This window comes from Chloroflexota bacterium (assembly GCA_026389585.1).
GTDB lineage: Bacteria > Chloroflexota > Dehalococcoidia > UBA2247 > RBG-13-53-26 > JAPLHP01.
The window spans coordinates 1-18,971 of sequence record JAPLHP010000075.1 but is presented as its reverse complement, the minus strand read 5'-3'; the positions used below and the strand labels follow the sequence as shown (position 1 = coordinate 18,971).

At 52.4% G+C, this 18,971-nt stretch carries 22 protein-coding genes and 1 tRNA gene; 10 read left to right on the top strand and 13 right to left on the bottom strand.

What is annotated here, in order from left to right:
• Positions 1-9: 9 nt before the first annotated feature.
• The 3 genes from NTZ04_06380 to NTZ04_06370 are packed head-to-tail and all read right to left on the bottom strand — an operon-like array spanning position 10 to position 2,123.
• A complete protein-coding gene (locus tag NTZ04_06380) occupies positions 10-798 on the bottom strand; it encodes an ABC transporter permease (GenBank protein MCX5991937.1) in 789 nt (262 codons plus the stop codon).
• A 19-nt stretch (positions 799-817) separates the two neighbouring features.
• Positions 818-1,627, bottom strand: a complete 810-nt coding sequence (locus NTZ04_06375; GenBank protein MCX5991936.1) for an ATP-binding cassette domain-containing protein — start codon at positions 1,625-1,627, stop codon at positions 818-820.
• 4 nt (positions 1,628-1,631) lie between these two features.
• Positions 1,632-2,123, bottom strand: a complete 492-nt coding sequence (locus tag NTZ04_06370) for a MarR family transcriptional regulator (GenBank protein ID MCX5991935.1) — start codon at positions 2,121-2,123, stop codon at positions 1,632-1,634.
• A 225-nt stretch (positions 2,124-2,348) separates the two neighbouring features.
• Between NTZ04_06370 and NTZ04_06365 the strand changes: the two genes are divergently transcribed.
• Together NTZ04_06365 and NTZ04_06360 are read left to right on the top strand one after the other, a co-directional pair.
• Positions 2,349-3,308, top strand: coding sequence for an NAD-dependent epimerase/dehydratase family protein (locus NTZ04_06365; GenBank protein MCX5991934.1), 960 nt, complete (start codon positions 2,349-2,351; stop codon positions 3,306-3,308).
• A 127-nt stretch (positions 3,309-3,435) separates the two neighbouring features.
• Positions 3,436-3,852: a PaaI family thioesterase gene (locus tag NTZ04_06360; protein ID MCX5991933.1), complete on the top strand. Its 417-nt coding sequence runs from the start codon at positions 3,436-3,438 to the stop codon at positions 3,850-3,852.
• A gap of 259 nt (positions 3,853-4,111) precedes the next feature.
• Here NTZ04_06360 and NTZ04_06355 read toward each other — a convergent pair whose 3' ends face one another.
• The 6 genes from NTZ04_06355 to NTZ04_06330 all read right to left on the bottom strand — a co-directional run bounded on the left by NTZ04_06355 (position 4,112) and on the right by NTZ04_06330 (position 8,613).
• Positions 4,112-5,116, bottom strand: coding sequence for an Mrp/NBP35 family ATP-binding protein (locus tag NTZ04_06355; GenBank protein ID MCX5991932.1), 1,005 nt, complete (start codon positions 5,114-5,116; stop codon positions 4,112-4,114).
• 90 nt (positions 5,117-5,206) lie between these two features.
• A complete protein-coding gene (amrB, locus tag NTZ04_06350; protein MCX5991931.1) occupies positions 5,207-6,049 on the bottom strand; it encodes an AmmeMemoRadiSam system protein B in 843 nt (280 codons plus the stop codon).
• 101 nt (positions 6,050-6,150) lie between these two features.
• Complete coding sequence (locus NTZ04_06345) at positions 6,151-6,783, bottom strand: haloacid dehalogenase (protein MCX5991930.1); 633 nt, start codon at positions 6,781-6,783, stop codon at positions 6,151-6,153.
• Between the two features lie 22 nt (positions 6,784-6,805).
• The gene (locus NTZ04_06340; protein ID MCX5991929.1) at positions 6,806-7,837 is read right to left on the bottom strand and encodes a thiamine phosphate synthase; all 1,032 of its coding nucleotides are present in this window, start codon (positions 7,835-7,837) and stop codon (positions 6,806-6,808) included.
• Positions 7,837-8,199: a zinc ribbon domain-containing protein gene (locus NTZ04_06335; protein MCX5991928.1), complete on the bottom strand. Its 363-nt coding sequence runs from the start codon at positions 8,197-8,199 to the stop codon at positions 7,837-7,839. Before NTZ04_06335 ends, NTZ04_06340 begins: the two co-directional genes overlap by 1 nt.
• A 6-nt stretch (positions 8,200-8,205) precedes the next feature.
• Positions 8,206-8,613 carry a hypothetical protein gene (locus tag NTZ04_06330; protein ID MCX5991927.1) on the bottom strand — a complete coding sequence of 136 codons (408 nt, stop codon included), beginning with the start codon at positions 8,611-8,613 and terminating at the stop codon, positions 8,206-8,208.
• 314 nt (positions 8,614-8,927) lie between these two features.
• Between NTZ04_06330 and NTZ04_06325 the strand changes: the two genes are divergently transcribed.
• From NTZ04_06325 to NTZ04_06310, 4 genes are all read left to right on the top strand, one after another.
• Entirely contained in the window at positions 8,928-9,488 is a 561-nt protein-coding gene (locus tag NTZ04_06325; protein MCX5991926.1) for an adenine phosphoribosyltransferase, read from the top strand.
• Positions 9,489-10,007: 519 nt separating this feature from the next.
• Complete coding sequence (locus NTZ04_06320; GenBank protein MCX5991925.1) at positions 10,008-10,187, top strand: hypothetical protein; 180 nt, start codon at positions 10,008-10,010, stop codon at positions 10,185-10,187.
• 511 nt (positions 10,188-10,698) lie between these two features.
• Positions 10,699-10,774: transfer RNA gene (locus NTZ04_06315), tRNA-Phe, on the top strand.
• 308 nt (positions 10,775-11,082) lie between these two features.
• Positions 11,083-11,376 carry a tyrosine-type recombinase/integrase gene (locus tag NTZ04_06310; protein MCX5991924.1) on the top strand — a complete coding sequence of 98 codons (294 nt, stop codon included), beginning with the start codon at positions 11,083-11,085 and terminating at the stop codon, positions 11,374-11,376.
• Between the two features lie 475 nt (positions 11,377-11,851).
• Here the strand turns inward: NTZ04_06310 and NTZ04_06305 are convergent, their stop codons facing one another.
• On the bottom strand, positions 11,852-12,622 hold the full coding sequence (locus NTZ04_06305; GenBank protein MCX5991923.1) for an FRG domain-containing protein: 771 nt from the start codon (positions 12,620-12,622) through the stop codon (positions 11,852-11,854).
• Between the two features lie 395 nt (positions 12,623-13,017).
• Between NTZ04_06305 and NTZ04_06300 the strand changes: the two genes are divergently transcribed.
• Positions 13,018-14,364, top strand: a complete 1,347-nt coding sequence (locus tag NTZ04_06300; GenBank protein ID MCX5991922.1) for a hypothetical protein — start codon at positions 13,018-13,020, stop codon at positions 14,362-14,364.
• Positions 14,365-14,861: 497 nt separating this feature from the next.
• Here the strand turns inward: NTZ04_06300 and NTZ04_06295 are convergent, their stop codons facing one another.
• Positions 14,862-15,779: a DUF2807 domain-containing protein gene (locus tag NTZ04_06295; GenBank protein ID MCX5991921.1), complete on the bottom strand. Its 918-nt coding sequence runs from the start codon at positions 15,777-15,779 to the stop codon at positions 14,862-14,864.
• A gap of 331 nt (positions 15,780-16,110) precedes the next feature.
• On the opposite strand from NTZ04_06295, the gene NTZ04_06290 reads away from it, so the two are divergent.
• The 3 genes from NTZ04_06290 to NTZ04_06280 all read left to right on the top strand — a co-directional run bounded on the left by NTZ04_06290 (position 16,111) and on the right by NTZ04_06280 (position 18,038).
• Positions 16,111-16,599, top strand: coding sequence for a ribonuclease H-like domain-containing protein (locus NTZ04_06290; GenBank protein ID MCX5991920.1), 489 nt, complete (start codon positions 16,111-16,113; stop codon positions 16,597-16,599).
• 20 nt (positions 16,600-16,619) lie between these two features.
• A complete protein-coding gene (locus NTZ04_06285) occupies positions 16,620-17,447 on the top strand; it encodes a PrsW family glutamic-type intramembrane protease (GenBank protein MCX5991919.1) in 828 nt (275 codons plus the stop codon).
• A 108-nt stretch (positions 17,448-17,555) separates the two neighbouring features.
• Positions 17,556-18,038: a MarR family winged helix-turn-helix transcriptional regulator gene (locus NTZ04_06280; protein ID MCX5991918.1), complete on the top strand. Its 483-nt coding sequence runs from the start codon at positions 17,556-17,558 to the stop codon at positions 18,036-18,038.
• A 142-nt stretch (positions 18,039-18,180) separates the two neighbouring features.
• On the opposite strand, the gene NTZ04_06275 is transcribed toward NTZ04_06280, so the two are convergent.
• Positions 18,181-18,681, bottom strand: coding sequence for a nitroreductase family protein (locus NTZ04_06275; protein ID MCX5991917.1), 501 nt, complete (start codon positions 18,679-18,681; stop codon positions 18,181-18,183).
• A 132-nt stretch (positions 18,682-18,813) separates the two neighbouring features.
• A partial coding sequence (locus NTZ04_06270; protein MCX5991916.1) for a cold shock domain-containing protein occupies positions 18,814-18,971 on the bottom strand: 158 nt, incomplete at its 5' end.

Sequence of the window (18,971 nt, the reverse complement as noted above, 5' to 3'; positions counted from 1 at the left end):
GATAGACTTCTAGGTAACTGCTCTCGGATAGAGCCGACCGGCAATGATAACCAGCACTATTGTGACCGATGCCAGAACCCCGAAGTCGAGAGCCAAGCCGAAGGAACTAGTGCCACCACTCAACATCAAAGCCCGCAGTGCATCTACCTCATAGGTCAGCGGGTTACCATGTGCGATTACCTTCAACCAGCCAGGCATTATCGAAATGGGATAGATGGCGCTGCTGGCGAAGAAGAATGGCATGGTCAGCACCTGGCCAATGCCCATAAACCGTTCACGTGTCTTGACTAACAGGGCGATAATAAGAGAGAAGGCGGAGAATGCGGCCGCCCCCAGCAAGATAGCTGTCAGCACTCCGATCAGGGCTAGGGGATTCCAGTCTATCTTCACACCTAGAATGGCGGCCAGAACATAGACCAGGATGGACTGTGGAAGGGCACGGACTCCACCGGAGAGCGCCTTGCCCAGCGCCAATGCCGTTCGTGGTGTAGGGCTGGCCAGGAACTTGTGGATAATCCCCAGGTCCCGCTCCCAGATGAGCGACATGCCGCTGAAGATGGCGATGAAAAGTACGCTCTGGGCCAAGATGCCAGGGGCCAAGAAATCGATGTAGCTCATTCCTGGGGTGGGGATGGCATGTATGCGGGTGAACACCTGCCCGAATACGAGCAACCAAAGCACCGGCTGTACTGCCCGAGTGATCAGTTCCGTAGGATCGTGCCGCAACTTGCGGATCTCAAGCTCAGCAATGACCCAGGTCTTATAGACAAATCTGCTGACTGTGATCAAGGGATTCATTGGCTGTTTCAGTGCCTTTTCAACCGAGCCGCTTGGCGGTTCGCCTTGTTTGACGGGTCTCACGGTAATTTGCTCCTGACTCCGGTTCCAGTTTGTCACCGGCAAAGTGGATAAAGACATCCTCCAATGTGGCACCATTCATGCCAATGGATGCTTTGAGGTCAGCCGGTGCTCCCAGTGCAACGAGCTTCCCATGGTGCATAATCGCCACACGAGTGCAGAGGTGGTCCGCTTCCTCCATAAGATGTGTGGTCAAGAAGATGGTAGTGCCGTATTCAGCACGCAGTTGACCGATGTGCTCCCACAGCGCTTTGCGAGCCAAGTGGTCCAGTCCCACCGTTGGTTCATCCAGGAAAAGAACCTTGGGACGATGAAGAACGGACTGCACAATCTCCAGCCGACGGATCATGCCGCCGGAGTAGGTGCGCACCAGCTTGTTGGCAGCATCCTCCAGCCCCATAAACGAGAGCCCTTCCATAACCCGCGATTTGCGTTCGGCGCGCGGTACGTCGTAGAGCTTGGCAAAGACCATCAGGTTTTCATGGCCAGTGAGCGTGCCGTCTGCTGAGATAAGCTGGGGCACATATCCAGTGACACGCCGCACATCCGGGGCTCGGCGGGTGATGCTGAAACCAGCAACACTTGCCTCGCCAGACGTTGGTAGCAGCAGGGTGGTGAACATCTTGATGACCGTGGTCTTGCCGGCACCGTTGGGGCCAAGCAATCCGAATACCTCACCAGGCTCTACAGAAATAGTCAGGTTATCCACAGCAGTGAGGTCTCCAAAGCGGCGGGTGAGTGCGACAGTCTCTAAAATTGGATTTGGCACTGAATTACCAGCCCTCTCCGGCTGCAGCAGCCCTCTCCGGCGCGAAGACAATGCGTAACGCTTGTAGTGCTTCCACGATCTTAGCCTGCTGTGCAGATGACAATACTGCGAGCGCTTCCATTAGGTGTGCCTCAGCGATGCGGCGCGCCCGCTTGAGCTCGGCGAGCCCGCGTGTACTTAGCCTTAGACTAATGTAGCGGCGGTCGGCCGGAAGCACCCGACGGACGACCCATCCTCGGGTAACTAGCACATCGACTCCCTTGGACATGGAGGGCAACTCCAGCCCAATGTGCTCTGCAAGTTCGGAAAGTGAAGCGCCCTCGTTCCGGTAGAGATATATGAGGGCACGCAATTGGGGCACTGAAAGGCTGGGCATCCGCTGGCTGCGCATTTCCATGCGGATGCGGTGCATCACGAGAGGAACCACATCCATCAGCAGCGCAGCACATTCGACATCGGGGGCCAGCACATCAGTTTCCTTATGCAATAGTTTCATACTGAAAGTATATACTCACCACCGAGTCCCGTCAATAGGACAACCTGCCGCCCGGAGATCGGCACAGGGAAAATGTCCGATTCTATTCGCAACTTGACATCGGGTCGCTGGGCAAGTCATACTCTCGGCCAACTGGGGAGAAATTCTGCGTACCCTGCATTGCTGATCGGGTTTCATGCATGGAGGGTGATATCACCCAGTAGAAAGCAAATCAAGGAGGCAAAGGTGAGAAGCGTCGTTATAACGGGGGTCTCGGGCTATCTGGGTGCCCAGCTACTCAAAAGGCTGGATGAGGAAAAGGAAGTGGAGACTGTTGTTGGCATAGACATCAGGCCGCCCAGTTACTCCACTAGCAAGCTCAAGTTCTATTCGCGGGATGTACGTGAGTCCTTAATTGACATCTTCGCTCAAAACAAGGTGGACACGGCGTTGCACCTGGCTTTCATTGTCCCGCCAAAAACCCACGTTGATGCCCACGGCATCAATATAGGTGGGACACAGAGTTTCCTGCACGCTTGCGAGGCGACGTCGGTGGAAGCCCTTTTCTACCAAAGCAGCCATACCGTTTATGGGGCGCACCGTGATAATCCCGCACTGATCACCGAAGATCAGCCACTGAAGCCCACTCCCAATTTCCCCTATGGTGAAGACAAAACCGAGGTTGACCTGATGTTTCAGGAGTACGGGAAGGCTCACCCGAAGCAGTGCGTGACCATTGTGCGCGTCGTATCAGTGACAGGGCCGGAGGCCGGTCCCTCGGGTCTGAATGTTCTGTTCATGCCAATAACGATGTACTGTGCCGGGTATAATCCAGGGTGGCAATTCATATACGAGCAAGACCTGGCCAGACTGGTAGTAACTCTGCTCAAAGAAAGGCGCGCGGGGATCTTCAACGCAGGCGCCGATGGGTCTGTGAGCTACAGAGATATGCTGAGGGCTACTGGCAAACCGTCTCTCGGTCTTCCTTCGTGGGTCTGGTCACCACTGATAAGCATCAGTTGGGCACTGCGTATCCAGAAGAAATCCCCGGCCGGCGGTCTCGAGTACATGAAGTACCCGATACTGGTCAACACCGAGAAGCTCACCAAGACGACCGGATTCAAGTTCACCTATAACTCGCGCGAAGCCTTCAAGCTTTTTATGGATGCCAAGATCGCTGGTGCCAAGGCTGCCAAAAAGTCCTGAAGTTGCCATTGCAGCACTTTTGGATGTCGTGTGCCAAAGGGGGTATGCTTCATTAGAACAATGGCTGGTTGGGAAGAGGACGCCCTGAGTAACAATAAGTGGACTGTGGTGATGATAGGCAGGGCAAATGTCAGCAGGCAATGAAGCCCAAGATAACCTGGCAGAGTTCAAAGCGAAGATAGAAAAGGAGCCTATCAGCTCCTTTCTGGATATGAAACTGCTCGAACTGGCACCAGGTCACGCCAAGGTGACCATGAAGCTGCGACCGGGATACCTTACCTTCAATCAGTTCATCTTTGGCGGCATCGTCATGTCTGTAGCTGACCAGGCTTTTGCCTTTGCTGTTAACTCCATGGGCCGTCCCAGCATCGCCACCCAATTCAACATTCACTTTATCGCCGCGGCATCACCGGAGGATGAGCTTACCGCCGAGTGTCGGGTTTTGCGTAAGGGAAGGCGAGTGGATATCGCAGAGATGACAGTGACCAATCAGGAGGGCAAGCTCATCGCCAAAGCTACGGGAACAGCCATACCAATGGCCTAGTAGTCAACACAAAGCTGGTAAGGAATGGGCAAAGGAAAAGGTACACATCTCTGCCCACCCGATCAGCAACCTATAGGGCCCAGAAGCCCTGTAGCACAATCCGCATTGTAGATAGAGAAAATCAGAGGCATCCCCCAACCTGGATTCCCTTTTGCACGGGAATGACATAATCGGCTAATGACACACGAGGAGAGCCAGCGGGGTCAGAGAGCGATGCAGCAAGCCCAACAGGCAGGATGCAGCCATCCTTCATGGCCGGTCACTTGCCCAGGGAGGCCAGCCTCTCAGTGAAGGCCCGGGCAAGGCTGTCAAAAGCTTCGGAGTTATAACGCTCTATCAATCCTTCGTCGCAAAGCCTGGCCAGCTCAGGGTCCAGGGGCAACTGACCCAGGAGCGGGGCGCCGGCTGTTTTCGCCATCTCGGCCCCTTTGCTCTTGCCGAAGATCTCCAGCTTCTTCCCCGTCTCAGGCAAGACGAGGTAGCTCATGTTCTCCACCACTCCCAGCACGGGTATCTTCATCATCTGCGCCATCTTGACCGCCTTCCTCACCACCATAGCCGTCAAATCCTGCGGAGTGAGGGCAATGACAACGCCTGAAAGAGGAAGAACCTGCATTACAGTAAGAGGAGCATCAGCCGTTCCGGGAGGCAGGTCAACAAAGAGGCAATCGAGATTGCCCCAGAGCACATCCTGCCAGAACTGCTGGATTACCTTGCCGATGAGAGGGCCACGCCAGATAACAGCGTCATCATCATGAGGCAGCAGCAGGTTGATAGACATAACCATGATTCCCGATTTCGATGGCACAGGCAGTATGGCCGCATCGCTGCCGCCCGGATGGGAATCGATACCAAACATCCTGGGGATACTTGGACCGGTGATATCGGCATCCAGTATGCCCGCCCTGCCGCCCTGACGGTTGAGGGCAATGGCCAGCAGACTGGTGACCAGGGACTTGCCGACCCCTCCCTTGCCACTCATCACCGCAACAATATGCCGAACCTGGTTCAGCTCCTGGGGTGGGGCATCAACGAACTCTATGCTTACCTCAGCTACCTTGGGGAGACTCTCCACAGCGCTGCTGGCTCTGGTCTGAACCCAATCCTTGACGCCGGGATTCAGTCCGGTGGAGGCCAGGGTCACCTTCACCTTACCACCTTTTATCTCCACGCTACGAACCATATTCAGGTCCGTCAGGCTGCGAACCACCTGCGGAAGAAGCACTTCGCCCAGCGCAGCTTTCACCTGATTCTCAGTGGGCATCGGCGCCTCCTACAATCATAAAGTGATACATATTCATGATCATACGTTAACACATGCTGATGTACAAGAAAATGAGGGAGGGCACGGGGACTACGCGGTGACCTCTACCGAGGCATAGCCCACCACCTGGGAGTGATCGCCAGTGATGTCTCCTGAGGTAGCATAGCGCAAGAGACGGGCCTTCTTTGCCCCCAGAGCCTTACAGGCAGTCAGCATACTCATCACCGGCCCGGGGCCGCACATAGTGATGCTGTGGCTGATCACTGTCTCCTCCAACCGCTCCGGCTCCAGATTGAGGATGGCTTCCAGAGCCAGGTGGTCTTTCTTGCTGGCCATCGACTGGGATTCGTAGTGACTGAAATCAGAGCTGGCAATTATGACAGCGTTTTTCCCCTTGAGAGCGGCAGCTACAGCCCGGCCCAGTTCCCGGCTAACCTCCCAATCCTGCCTCAGCATAGAGATGGAGACAATCCGAAATCCGTTTTCGTAGATATACTGGAGGAAAGGCACCTGAATCTCGATAGAGTGTTCCATGCTATGGGCCAAGTCATCCAACCGAGCCCACCGTGTGGCAGAGACAATCGCCTGCCCCACCTCAACATCAATCTCAACAGAACCCAGCGGCGTCTGCCACGCATCCTGTCCACCAACAGCCACGGCTGCTCCCAGGCCGCGATGGTTGGGCCCCAGGATAACCACAGTCTGAGGCTTTCCTTCTGCGGCTATTTGAAAGAAGCCATTCGCCGCCACAGGACCGGAGTAGATGTAGCCCGCATGAGGGCTGACCAGCCCCAGGATACGCCTCTCCACCGCCCTGGCAGAACCAGGGAGCGCCCCCGGACCCAGGGGGTGCTTGAAGCAATCCTCAATCTGGCGGCGCAGTCCTGCTGCTGAACCATCGTAGAAGGAACCGGCTACCGCAGGCTTTCTCATTTCTTTCCTCTGCCGGCATTATACGCCCTAAAATGGGGCAGTTTCAAGCGATGATCATAAAGGTGGAGAGTAGAGTGCCTTAACGAAGTCAAAGGCTCAGGCTACTTAATAAAATGCGCCAGCTTCTGTTCCAGGTCCCTCTGCCTCATAGCGATGGTCAGATCACCGCGGGTCTTCTCCAGGATACCCCGGACTACATCGGTTAACCTTCTCAAGCCATAGGTCAGGGCATCCGGGAAATCCATAGTCACCAGGACACCGTAGATATCATCCATGCTGGACAGAAACTCCTCACAACTCGAGGGATCATCTTTCCTGATGACATCCAGCAGATGGCGCCGCATCTCTCCCACCGCTTCTCCCAGCCCATGAAGGTAGGCGGCATTGCTAACGCTCAATGACTCAGGCGTGGGCAGAACACCGTTCGTAACCAGCGCCAGGGTGATACAGCCTTCGGCATACTCCTTCTGGGAATCATGAAGGTAACCGGTATGGTTCATTTCACCGTGCTGGGACAAGGCTTCACCCGCCTCCTGCAGATGGGCCCGGGCAGTTTCCAGTGAAGAACGCGCCTGGTCAAACTCACTGCGATGAACAGCACGGATGGAGTTGGCACTGTAGCGAATGGCCTCTCTACAGAGCCGGAGCGCCTTCTCCCGAGACGCGTCCCTAGCCGCAAAATCCGCTCGAATCCTCTGGGCGATTTCCTCCAGATTGGAAGTTGATTTAGACATATTCTACCTCCGCCAATAAGATTTACTTCAGCCTGGCCGCCAGCCTTCGGGTTGCCTCCTCCACATCATCCTCTCCCAGCACAGCACTGATCACCGCCACGCCAGTGGCCCCTGCTTTCATGACCTCTTTTACATTGGTATGATCTATGCCCCCGATGGCTATCAGAGGCAACGATACCCTTGATCTAACCCGCCTTAATGTCTCCAGTCCCACCAGCTTGAATTTCTCCTTTGACAGTGTGGGGTATATCGACCCCACGGCAACATAGTCAGCACCACCGGCCTGGGCCCTAACCGCCTGGGATAAACTGGTGGCAGAACAGCCGATAAGACTGTCTATGGGCAGAAGCCGGCGCGCCTCGGCCAGCGGCAAATCCTCCTGCCCCAAATGAAGTCCGTCAGCCCCTGCAGCCAGAGCTATATCCAGATAGTCATTAACAATAAACAGTACGCCCTTCTCAGCACAAATCTCCTTGAGCCTCCGGGCAATCTCCAGCACCTCGCCTCTCATAAGATGCTTATCGCGCAGTTGGATTACCTTCGCCCCGCCGCGAATCGCCCGGGCAGCCACCTCTACTGCATCACGCCCCTTCAGCGCCTGAGTATCGAGAACAAGATAAAGCCCGCTCAGCCGGCTCAGCTTATCGTGCCGGAGCAATTTTGAAACGAGCTCCTGCTCCAGCTCATAGGCTTCAAAACGGAACCGCTGCAGCTTCGCTGGCTTCGCCCCAATAGGGGCGCTTGAAAGGCGGGCGAACTCCTCCAGAACCCTTATCGACTCCTGGACCCTTCTGGAATTGGCCGTCACCAGAGCAACGAGGTCCTGGTGTTCGGTTCCTGCGGGCAATTTTGCGGGGGCACCGACATCCTCCGCCACCCTTCGGGCCGACAGAAGCTCCTGCTCCAAGGGCTGAACGTCTCTAACCAGCTTATGGCGCAGGGTTTTCAGCCGCCGACAGAGCGCAGCGTCATTAAGAAGGAAGCGGGCTACATCTTCAAGTACCCTGAGTCCTTCTCCGAGACGGTCGATATTAGCATCGATAAGACGCAGCACTAAACCTCAGTCAGACCGGGCTGAAGATCCTTCACCGACTCAGGCATGTCTCCTTCACGGGCAGCCTGGATCATATCCTGAACCTGCGAAGGCATCTCCATTCCCATTTCCCCAAACTTCTTCTCTGTCCACCGGCCAATATTGCGGGGGTCTTTATAATAATCCGCTCCGGGACTGTCTGGCTCGCCAGACTCCTCATGAATGGTGGCCAGCGACTTATGGTAAGCAAAGCTGGAGATAAGCCGGCTCAACTCCCGGCTGCCGCAAATGGGGCAGGCCGGAGACGGAGACTCACTAACGCTCCTGACAAAGAAACTCGATTTCTTCTGACACGAACGGCAACGAAACTCGTAAACCGGCATGACGACCTACTCTTCCATACCAGCGCCGGAATCAGACTCAGACGGAGAATCGGCGGCAAGCTCCTTCTGCTTCATATCGGCCATCACTCCCCCGGGATTTTCCCCCCTCTCCAACCGTTCCACCATCTCCTGATATTCGGGGGCTTTTTCCCCCTCGGTCCCACCCATTCTCCGGGACCACTCGATCAGGGACGTGGGGTCATTGGCCATCATCCTTTTGGTCAGATCAGGATCAGAGAGGATATCATCATAAATATCCATATCTGTCCTGCCCATAGCAAAAGTGGAAAAAAGGCGAACCAGGTCCTTGCTTCCACAGGAGTTGCAGGCGGCTTCAGGTGTTGTGGAGAACCCCCTGACATACACTGATACTTTGCGACGGCAGCTCTTGCACCGATATTCATAGACTGGCATAGTCTCCTCTCCTTGAAAAAACCACATCTGCCTCAGGCAGAAAGGCAACCTAGCCACCACACCCCACAACAATCATAAGTCCCGCGATCCGCTCCTCTGCCTTAAGGGCCTACAACCTGATTTTAACATAAAGGAAAACAAACGGTAAAAGCCATTCAATAAGGTCGGGGTGTCATAAGGCTGCTGATGCCAGGGGTTGACAGACACTATTGCCTGTTTGTATTATCCTAGTCGGCTTCCGCATACAAGCTTTCTGGGACACAACTGGTACCCGAACGGGGTAAGGGCGAGATACTTATAAAAAGGGGGGGGCAATGTGGGAAGGGAATCGGCATCATAGTGGATTAGTTTCCCAACACGAGGATGATGAGTTCAAGAAGTACATCCGTGACATCAAGGACTGGCCGAAGCCAGGCGTGACATTTCGCGACATAACACCTCTTCTGCGCAAGGGTAACATCCTTAAGAAAGCCATTGACAAGATGGCGTATCGTTTCAAGAACGAAGAGATTGCCTTAATAGTTAGTATGGAAGCCAGGGGCTTTATTCTTGGAGCCGCGCTGGCAAATGAACTGGAGTGTGGTTTTGTGCCAGTCCGTAAGGAAGGAAAACTTCCGTATGAGAGACTCACGACGAACTACACACTTGAGTATGGTTTAGGCACATTGGAAATGCATGTTGACGCCATCGACGAAGGCCAGCGTGTCCTAATTGTGGATGACGTCCTGGCAACCGGTGGCACAGCCAGAGCGGCTGCCGACTTGGTCAAAGCCTCCGGCGGGAAGCTCATCTGCGCTGCATTCCTGATTGAATTGACCGAGCTTGGTGGTAGAAAACTTCTAGATTGTCCTGCGTACTCTTTAATAAGGTATTGACAGAACACAAATGACATGCCCCCAAGATCGAGGCAAGGTACAGAAAGCTCATCGGAGCTCAAGGGCTGCTTAATAAGGCGATCTCCAAACAACTTCAGTAGTGTCTCGAACCACCCGGTTCATAGTGCGCCTTTCGCCAGTCTCTCAAGGGGTGGGCAGGGATGTCCGCCCTTCTTGTTTTGTCATATGCGCAGGCATCTCAGCTGCGCCTCGTAGAACTCTAAGCTATCCACACAGCGATATCACCGACCTATTGACATTATATGATGATAAGGCTATATTATCATCGGCATGAATAAGGAAAGGAAAGCCAAGCCTGCCTTCACAACTACCCCACCCTCAACTACATCACCTTTCCCTCAGATGGGTGAGGAGTTATCCAGAGACTATGTCCTGCCTTCACTGAATTGCCTGAGATGCGGCCATCAATGGATACCACGGAAACGTGATAGGCCACGAGCTTGCCCCAGGTGCAAGAATCCCTATTGGGATAGACCACGGGCGGTATGAGGGGTGCTGATGGGAGCTATGGAAACGGCAGGAAGGAGGCAGAAAATGGGCAAGAAGGGCACAACCCAAACCCAGGCACAATTGGAAACACTGTGGCAGAAGCTCGATAAGTGGGTAGCCCTTTGGCAGCAAGAGCTTGGGGGTTGCCCCCCAAATAAAGACGAGGCTTCGCAACCACAAACAAGATGAGTTTGAAACAAGGTAAAAGTGGATAGAAGGCTGGGATGGTTCATCTTCCTATGCAATTCTCCAGGCTTTGGCCCCCCCCAATAGCCTGGACATACCCTTCTGCACATGCCCATCCCAGCCTTTGTTTCACTCGCTAGCCTGGAAGAGAACAAGGCTCTTGGGCTTTGGATATTAGACGGATTGATAGAACTTCGGCCTGTCCCCTGAATTCACTGCCACCTATGATTTAGAGCAGCAGACTACTACTCCGCTATTCTGACTAAGCTTGCTTCCTTCCCAAACTATCGATGAGGGAGGCATTTATGTGAGCTTGGTATGCCTCATTGAATCCCAGCGCTTGGCAGTGTCTTCTGGTCATCTCCAGAGTTCAATGACCCGGGAGATACTGGCGGTAGAAGATCCTCCAGTCAATTCCCTCAGGTCAAAATTGACTGGAGTGCCCTGCTCCAATATACTAATTGAGCAGCTTTGAGGCTCTGGCTTGGGCCGTTCTCTCTTAGCTTCATTGGTTGCCGAGGTAGCTCAGGTGGTAGAGCAGCGGACTGAAAATCCGCGTGTCAGCAGTTCGACTCTGCTCCTCGGCACCAGTTTTTCTTCACTCAACACTCTGCGCAAGGACTTCCTCAAGTCCCGAAGGCAGGGACTATCACCACGAACCATCACCTGCTATGATGGTTACCTTCAAAGAGCCAGCAGTGTTGTAGGCTTACACGTAACAAGTCGTGACATAGCCCAATTCCTGCAGTCGCTACGTTGTCACAACGGTGGTAAGCACGCATACTACAGAACACTCCGAGCCTTCTACAACTGGCTATATTCCACAAGGTCCGGCTACAACCTCAAGACTCAAGACAACCCCATACTCGCAGTCGAACCTCCAAAGGTCGAGAAGAGGATATTACCCAGCGTCACTGAGCAACAGGTGAATGCTCTCATCGATGCTCTGGATAACCCACGAGACAAGTGCATTGTCAGTCTCCTAGCTGACAGCGGCATGAGGCTCAGCGAATTGGCGAGTATCAAAGCAGACGATATTAACTGGGATACCTTCACCATCACTATCATTGGCAAGGGCAATAAGCAGCAGAGAGCACCATTCGCAGAGAGGTCTGCAACGCTGTTAAGAGCACATCTAGGCAGCGATCACAAGACGGACACAATCTGGGGGTGTGAATCAAGATGGTATTAAGACTATGCTCAGAAGGCTGCAAGAGGCCACTGGTATCAAGTGCAATCCTCACAGCTTCAGGAGAGGCTTTGCCTGCAATTTGCACAGGAAAGGGCTGTCTACCCTCGACATCATGCACCTTGGAGGCTGGCAGGACTTGAGCATGGTTTTACGCTATACCAGAAGCATCACCTTTGACGACTGCTTGAAACACTATAGGTTAGTGCTCAACTGACAGCAGCTTCACTGCCTGCCGACATGCTGCCAAAAGCAGGTTTTGTCTTGGGCATGGAGATTATGCTGAGGGGGATATAGTGGCTGTTTCAACGCCAGCGGATTTTTTCGGGATTTCCAGAGTGTGGAATCATCTGGGAGATCAGGGAGAGATGCAATTGATGAATCAAGTCTGAGGGCAGTCTGAAGCTGTGTCGGTCTGCACTCTATTGAGACCCCGAGGTTTCGGAGCCGGAGTGAGTTGTTAAGCGTTGATGTGCAGTCAATACTTCTCCACTTCAAGATTCAAGTTAGCGAACTTTGATGCCCCATAAAGGTCTGGAAATAGCGAAGCATGGTTTATGTTCATTCTGTTTAGCGATCTCAAAGCTGTTTCTCGTTCTGTTTCGGGAAGTTCGATTTTCCTCAATCGGACCTTTTTCTCGTCTTCAGGGAAATTCGCAACTACCCATTCCTCAAGGTCCATCCCAGACGGTGAGCGGGTGAAGAGGGCACGTTGGTTAACAAGCCGAGGATTGTCGTCAGAAAAAGGCTCGACACACTCAACTATTGGTGGGCGGGTACTTCCCGTGTGATGCTTGGCTATCTCCTTGGATTTGCGCTCAGCTGCAGTTTTAGAGACTCCAAAAACCATGCGACGTCCTCTAGAGCTTGGTTCGTTTGATTCATATGCGAAGAACGCCGCTACAAAGGGGGATTCAGTCCAATCCAAAAGTGGAGTGGCTAGGCCATGATGTTGACCTAGGGCCCACCAATCATTCTCACTTGCCATTCCGGGGGGATTACTGCCACGACGACCTCGGGTTGCATACGTGAACCGCAACAAATGTTCATTAGCTGCTTTTGTGTCTCCTGCTTTGCCCAGCCTTCTAAGAACCCTATCTAGGGTTGGTTCCAAGAGCCAAGTTGAATCACGTTGCCCTCTCCATACATACTGAGGAAACAGCAATTTTGAATCTATGAACGCTACGAAATCGCCCCAGTCAGAGGCTCTCAAATGCTCAATGCCGTGCTTAGACGATATATTATTCATTCTATGCCATGCCCAACATTCATCTTATTCTGTGATCGCAGTGCAGATGATACAATGGGGTTAGGGATAGAGTCAAGAGCGATGATCTGTTACACATGATACGACACAGTATAGACTTATCACGATCGCAGCACTAACCCCAATTTGGACACAAAGACAGTCCTCCGCCTCAAATCGATTCTGTCTTCGGTCTGGAGATTGTATGAAGGAGGCTTAGAGGGCTGTTTCAATTGCAGTAGGATATTTGGAAGAGTCCATACCTATGCACCAATATGATCATTGATCAGGTATAACTCATATGTTACAATCTGTTGTCCAAGACCACGATACGATTCAATGTCGTTGTCAGCAAACCACCCTGGCTTTTGGACGGATGCGAAAGGAGGCAAGTGCAAGTGGGAGCGAAGACTGAGGGAACAAGTAAGGGAAGAACAAAAGGAAAGAAGCAAGGATCAAAACCACATGGCCCAAGAGACATCCACGGTGCCTTCAGGTCAAATCTAGAGAGCTTAGAGATATTTGTGGGCAGGGTCGCTCCCATAGCCAAAGAGTACGACAAAGCAACGTCAGACAAAGTGTTGGAAACATTGGAGGAACTCATCAGGGGAAATGCCATAAAGCAGGAAACAGCCGAACCTGAAAGCTCCAAAAGCAAGGTTAAACCAAAGAAAGGAGCCCAAGACGGCGTCAAGATCATAATAGACCATAGATCGTACGCAAAACTTCTTCAAATCACAAGTAAGATCCCTCTTCTTACTGCTACGCAGATTGACCTACTATATAAGAGTTCGCTTGTTATGTTGCTGAGCTACTTTGATTTTCTAGTGTCTGACTTGATTCACTGTTACTACCAGAGCTACCCAGAGAGCCTTTCTGATTCTGAAAAAGACCTATGTCTGAGATTAGACGAACTACGGCTTTGTAGTGATCTGACTGAAGCAATGAATTGCGTCGTAAACAAGGAAGTAGACAAGGTTTTGCGGGACAACCTGGAGACTCAAAAGAAATACCTTAAACAACGGCTTGGCATTGAACTTCAAGAGGACATCGTGAATTGGCACAGAATCAACGAGGCAATAGAGCGAAGAAACCTAATAGTTCATAACAACAGCAAGATTAACAGGTTCTATTTGAAAAACGCTGACATTTCGATTGCCCCTGAGAAACCAAAGGATTTGAGGGAAGGCAAGCAGATTGGTGTAACGGAAGACTACTTCTCAGGGGTCTTCAACGAGATCTATCTAGCAGGAGTTGTATTGCTTCAATCTTGCTGGCGGCATTGGAGAAAGGATGATATTAGGTCTGCTGACGGCACTCTGCTCGCAGACTGTTACGATGCGCTCTGTAAGCAACAATGGAATGCTGCGGAACGAATTTGTCTGTTTGGCAAGCAACAAAAGATTTCAGACGGAGCCGTTCGTCTAGGGTTAGATGTGAACTACTGCCAATCCCTCAAGTGGCAGAATAGAACCAGTGAATTACAGAAACAGCTTGCCACATATGACATGTCCACGCTCAGTCCAATGTATAAGCTGGCACTTTGTGCACTAGAGAGTGACAGGGATGGCTTCTACGCTAATCTCCCTAATGCAATCATCGTGGATGAAATGGAAGAAGACTATTTTGCTCAATGGCCTCTGTTCAGGGAGCTCAGAGAAGACCCAGACTATGAGCAGAGGGTAAAGTCAGCGTTCATGTCTATCCCCCTGAAGGGAGAGGGAAATACGGTTTCTTCAGACTAAGCTAGACAGACGACTCATTCCAGAGAGCCCAACTCCGCTGAGGTAATTTGGAGAAGACCGAAGATGAAGGTTATTTAGTCTTTATCTGCCCTCATTTGTAGCCTTTCCACACTCCAATGACAACATCCCCATTTGAAAACCGCTGTTTTTACTATTCGCATCCCAAGAGCTTCTGTCTTGGGGCACAGAAACCAATGGAGCAGGTGCAAATGCCACTCGCAATGCTAGCGACAAGAATCGAGGCATCAGCTTCAAGGTCAGCCAAACGTCAGTGACGGATTCAGACTGCACTCACAATATGCCTCTTCCCCCAGCAACAGGGCATCACCCATCATTCACCATTGCTTGAAGCATTTCGGGCACTTCAACTACCAGTCTGACTCCAGTCAGCAGTTCGACTCTGCTCCTCGGCACCAGTCTATAAGAATAGTTTGACGTTCAACAAAGCCACACTGGGGCAAGGCTAGACGGCAATAAAGAGGCGGACTCGACCAGATCTATTCGATTCTCTTTACACTACCGTTGCCAGATACTTCCTCTGTCACTTGAGGGTTTCCCTTATAGCAGACGTCCACATCTCCATTAAGCCTGACATCCAAGCTGTCACTCACATTAAGACTAACCCTGCACTCTGGAGAATCTGTATGGAAAGTGGTGGCATTAATCTCCACCGTACATTCAGTACTTTCAAGCCCTTCAGCTTCGTAAACGCCAACACCCCTACTAGTAATTGTCTGTTTATCTGCTTTGCCTGACAGGCTGACAATGCCCAAATCAGTGATCTCAGTGGTAATCTCCTTGGCTACAAGGTTCTGAATCGTCACTCCGCCAATACGGTTCGAATTGATCTGCAAGCCCTCTGTCACCACAAGGTTATCAGTAGTCATGTCCCCAAAACCACTCGAGTTGATCACCAGGTTCCCTTCGACAACAAGATTGTCAATACTGATATCCCCGTAACTAGTCAGATCCATCTCCAGACCCTCGGTGTGTAAACCACTAGCAGCTATTGAACCAAGACTACTATTAGAGATGCTGTTCAAGTCTTTTGCCATTAGACGAAAGTCCATATCCCCCTCGCTGTATCCAACCCCATAGCCCTCTTTGAAACCAATGGTCAATTTGCCAGAAGAAACATTGGTTGTAACCAGAGTCATCAGGTTTTTATATGTTTCTATGCTTATGGAATCCTTGTCACCCTGCTCAATAACTAATGTTCCACGCACTGTAAGTTCTACACTGTTGAAGCTTTCTAAGTCTCTCACCTCAGTAGTCTTATTCCCTGAAGGATCCACTATAGTCTGTGCTGAGCTACATGAGCTGAAGGCCACAATAGGAAGCCCCACCAGGCTGAAGACAATAAGCAACTTGATAATGTCGTCTATTACTCTTATCCTCACTAGTCTTCTTCGCATCAGGGACTCCTTTCCTTTCATCACTGCCTCTACCTGCTCTTCTGACTTTGGCAACACCCTTTGAGGCATCGTGTCCATACTAGCAGGACATGGTCACGAGGAGATTATACCACTCATCCTCAGCTTGGATACAAAAAGAGTCCTCCATCTCAAACCGTTTCTGTCTTGGGGCAGGGATTTCTCTGGAGCGAGAGCAAGTGCCAGTCGCAACAAGGTGAAGAGGGCACGTCCAGCCGTCACTCACAACCTCTTCGAAGGGACTTCTCAACCCACTCTCCTGTCTGCTATATTCTGAGTTGATGGGCAACGAAAGAAGGGACTGGCCGAACCAATGACCGAAGCCTACCTGGATATCGAAACTACTGGCCTATCTCCGTACTTTGACGACGTAACAGTCGTCGGCATCTACGTCGTTGGGGGGAGTACTCCCAGGTTTGTGCAACTGGTAGGCGAGGAGGTAACCAGAGAGAGACTCCTCAAAGCGCTGGACGGAGTAGATACCATTTTCACCTACAACGGCAAGCGCTTTGACCTTCCCTTCATAAAGGCCCGCTTAGACGTAAGCCTTTCGACCCAATTCCACCACCATGATCTGATGTACGACTGTTGGCGGAACAATCTCTACGGCGGTTTTAAAGCCGTAGAGCAACAACTGGGCATCCCGAGGCGACTAACGACCATTGGCGGATTTCAGGCGGTGCTGCTCTGGTGGAAATACAAAATCGACGGCGATCAGACCGCCCTGGATCTGCTGCTGGAGTACAACAGAGAGGATGTCGTGAATCTGAGAGTGTTGAGGGAGAGACTAGATGGATGTTGACCCATGGAGAGTGATGCATTGTGTTCAGACGGCTTGAGTTCGTAAGACACACGTGGTTCCTGGCGCTTGCTGGCGGGTTTGCTCTTTTCGCAGCTATGGACGCAGCGCTGGTCGTCACAAGTAACCCCAACCTCCTGCCAACCGTAATTCTCCTCGGTGCCTCCCTCGTGCCCGTGACGTTTGTGATCTATGTTTACCAGCGTGTTCAAGTGAAGAATGTCCCCGTACCAACCATCGCCGTCATAGTCTTCCTGAGTGGCGCAGTGGGACTGATTGTGGCCGGACTGGTTGAGTATGCAACGCTGCGCAAACTGGGATTCCTTCAGTTGCTCGGTGTGGGCGTGATCGAGGAAAGTGCCAAACTAATCATTCCAGTCGCAGTGTATCTACGCGGCCGCTACCGTTCGGAAGCTGATGGGTTGCTCTTCGGCGTCGCCAGCGGCATGGGATTCGCCGCTCTGGAGAGCATGGGGCATGGCCTCACAGCTTTTCTGCAGTCTCAGGGGAGTATCGGCTCCCTTCAGGAAACGCTCCTTGTCCGGGCGCTGGTCTCTCCCGTCGGGCACGGGGCCTGGACGGGCCTCGTGTGTGCCGTCATGTGGCGGGAGCGGCAACGGGCGGGTCACAGCGTTCTGAACTGGTCAATAGCCAGCGCATTCCTGGCTGCCGTCCTGCTACACGCCGCGTGGGACATACTGGGGTCTTTGACCGGTCGCATATCAATCCGTTGGGTCGGCATTGAGTTCATCGGCTTGATTGCTGTCGGGTTGGCCAGTCTAGGTCTGCTCATTCGGCGCATGCGCGAAGCCGGGCTGAGGCACCCCTCTCACTTCAGTGTCATCTCGTAGGGCTTGAGATCATCCTCATGCTCCTGGTGTTGTGCTGCCTGGTTGGACAATTGCCCAAATCGATGTAGAATATTGGACAATGTAACAAAAATTACATGGAGGAATAGAGTGAAAGATGCTGCACAGATGAATGGGAACGAGAAAACGTGGGAACGCCTGGTCGTAACCTACACGATCCTGGAAAGGGCCAGAGAGCTGGAGCTAGGCCAAGCTGGCCTTTCGCTTCCTCAGGCGGCAGTCATATACTTCCTGAAGACAGTCGAGGGGCCGCTAACACCCTCTAAGCTGTCACGCCTGATTTATAAGGAGCCCCACACCCTCTCCGGGCTTCTGAGCCGCATGGAAGCGCAAGGCCTCGTGAAGAAGACCAAGGACTTGAAGAGGAAGAACCTGGTCAGAGTGTCATTGACCAAGAAAGGCGAGGAGTCCTTCAAGCGTCAAGTGAATGTGCGAACCGTCAGGAATGTCACCTCCTGCCTCTCAAGCAAGGAACTTGCGAGTCTGAATGAACTCCTGGACAAGCTCTACGCTAAAGGTATTGAACTGCTTCGAGAGATGCAACCATATCCATACGGCACTACGCCCCACTGAGAGAGCGGCGTACGCAGGTTAGCTCAAGGGTGCTTCATAGAACTGCAGCATCAGCAGAATCTTCTCGGTACCACCCCAACCCCAGCCTGGATACAAAGGTGGGAATAGGCTGAAGTTCTGCTAAGCACCACACCCGGGGGGCCTACCAGCGATTTCTGTGCACTTTCGCTTCGTCGTATCGACTAGTCGGTTTGGGCCGCTCTGAGACGGGGTATCCGAAGGGAACAAAGGAGATTGGAATGACATGGTCTGGCAGATTCAGTAGCTTGCGCACTTCCGGAATAGCGTTGGGGAAGACAGCAGTCCAGACTCCTCCCAGTCCCTTTGCATGAACCGAGAGAAGAATGTTCTGTGTGGCAGCACAACAGTCATGCAGATAGAATCCGCCGAGCTTGTCCAGCTTCTTATCGCCACAAACAAGGATCCCCACAGGTGCGCCCTTGGCAGTGTTCCCATTGATTTTGAGAAAGTCTTCAAGGACTCTTCCGCTCAGCAGAACGAACTGCCATGCTTGCTCATTCACCGCTGATGGGGCATTCATTGCCGCTTCCAGCACATCTTTGATGTCCGCATCGGAAACGGCATCGGATTTCCACTTCCTGACACTCCTTCGTGAGACAATCACGTCCAGGATGCTATCCATCTGTCCTCCATTTCTTCTAGCACCTTCTCCTTGGTGTGACCCGCCTGCCACCATTGTACCAACCAACCTCAGCTTGGATGGAAAGGGGGATTGGCTGAGGTTCTACGGGGTGATGGTTATAGTGAGTGCTATTCAGTCTTGGGGTGATCGTAGCTTCACCTTGGCAGCCTCAGGGCGACCACTACGCCCCGTGCCAGCCTCGTATTCTACCTCTTGGCCTTCCTTGAGGGAAGAATAGTCCACACCTTCGAGCTGACTCTGATGAAAGAAGAGGTCTTTCCCTTCCTCAG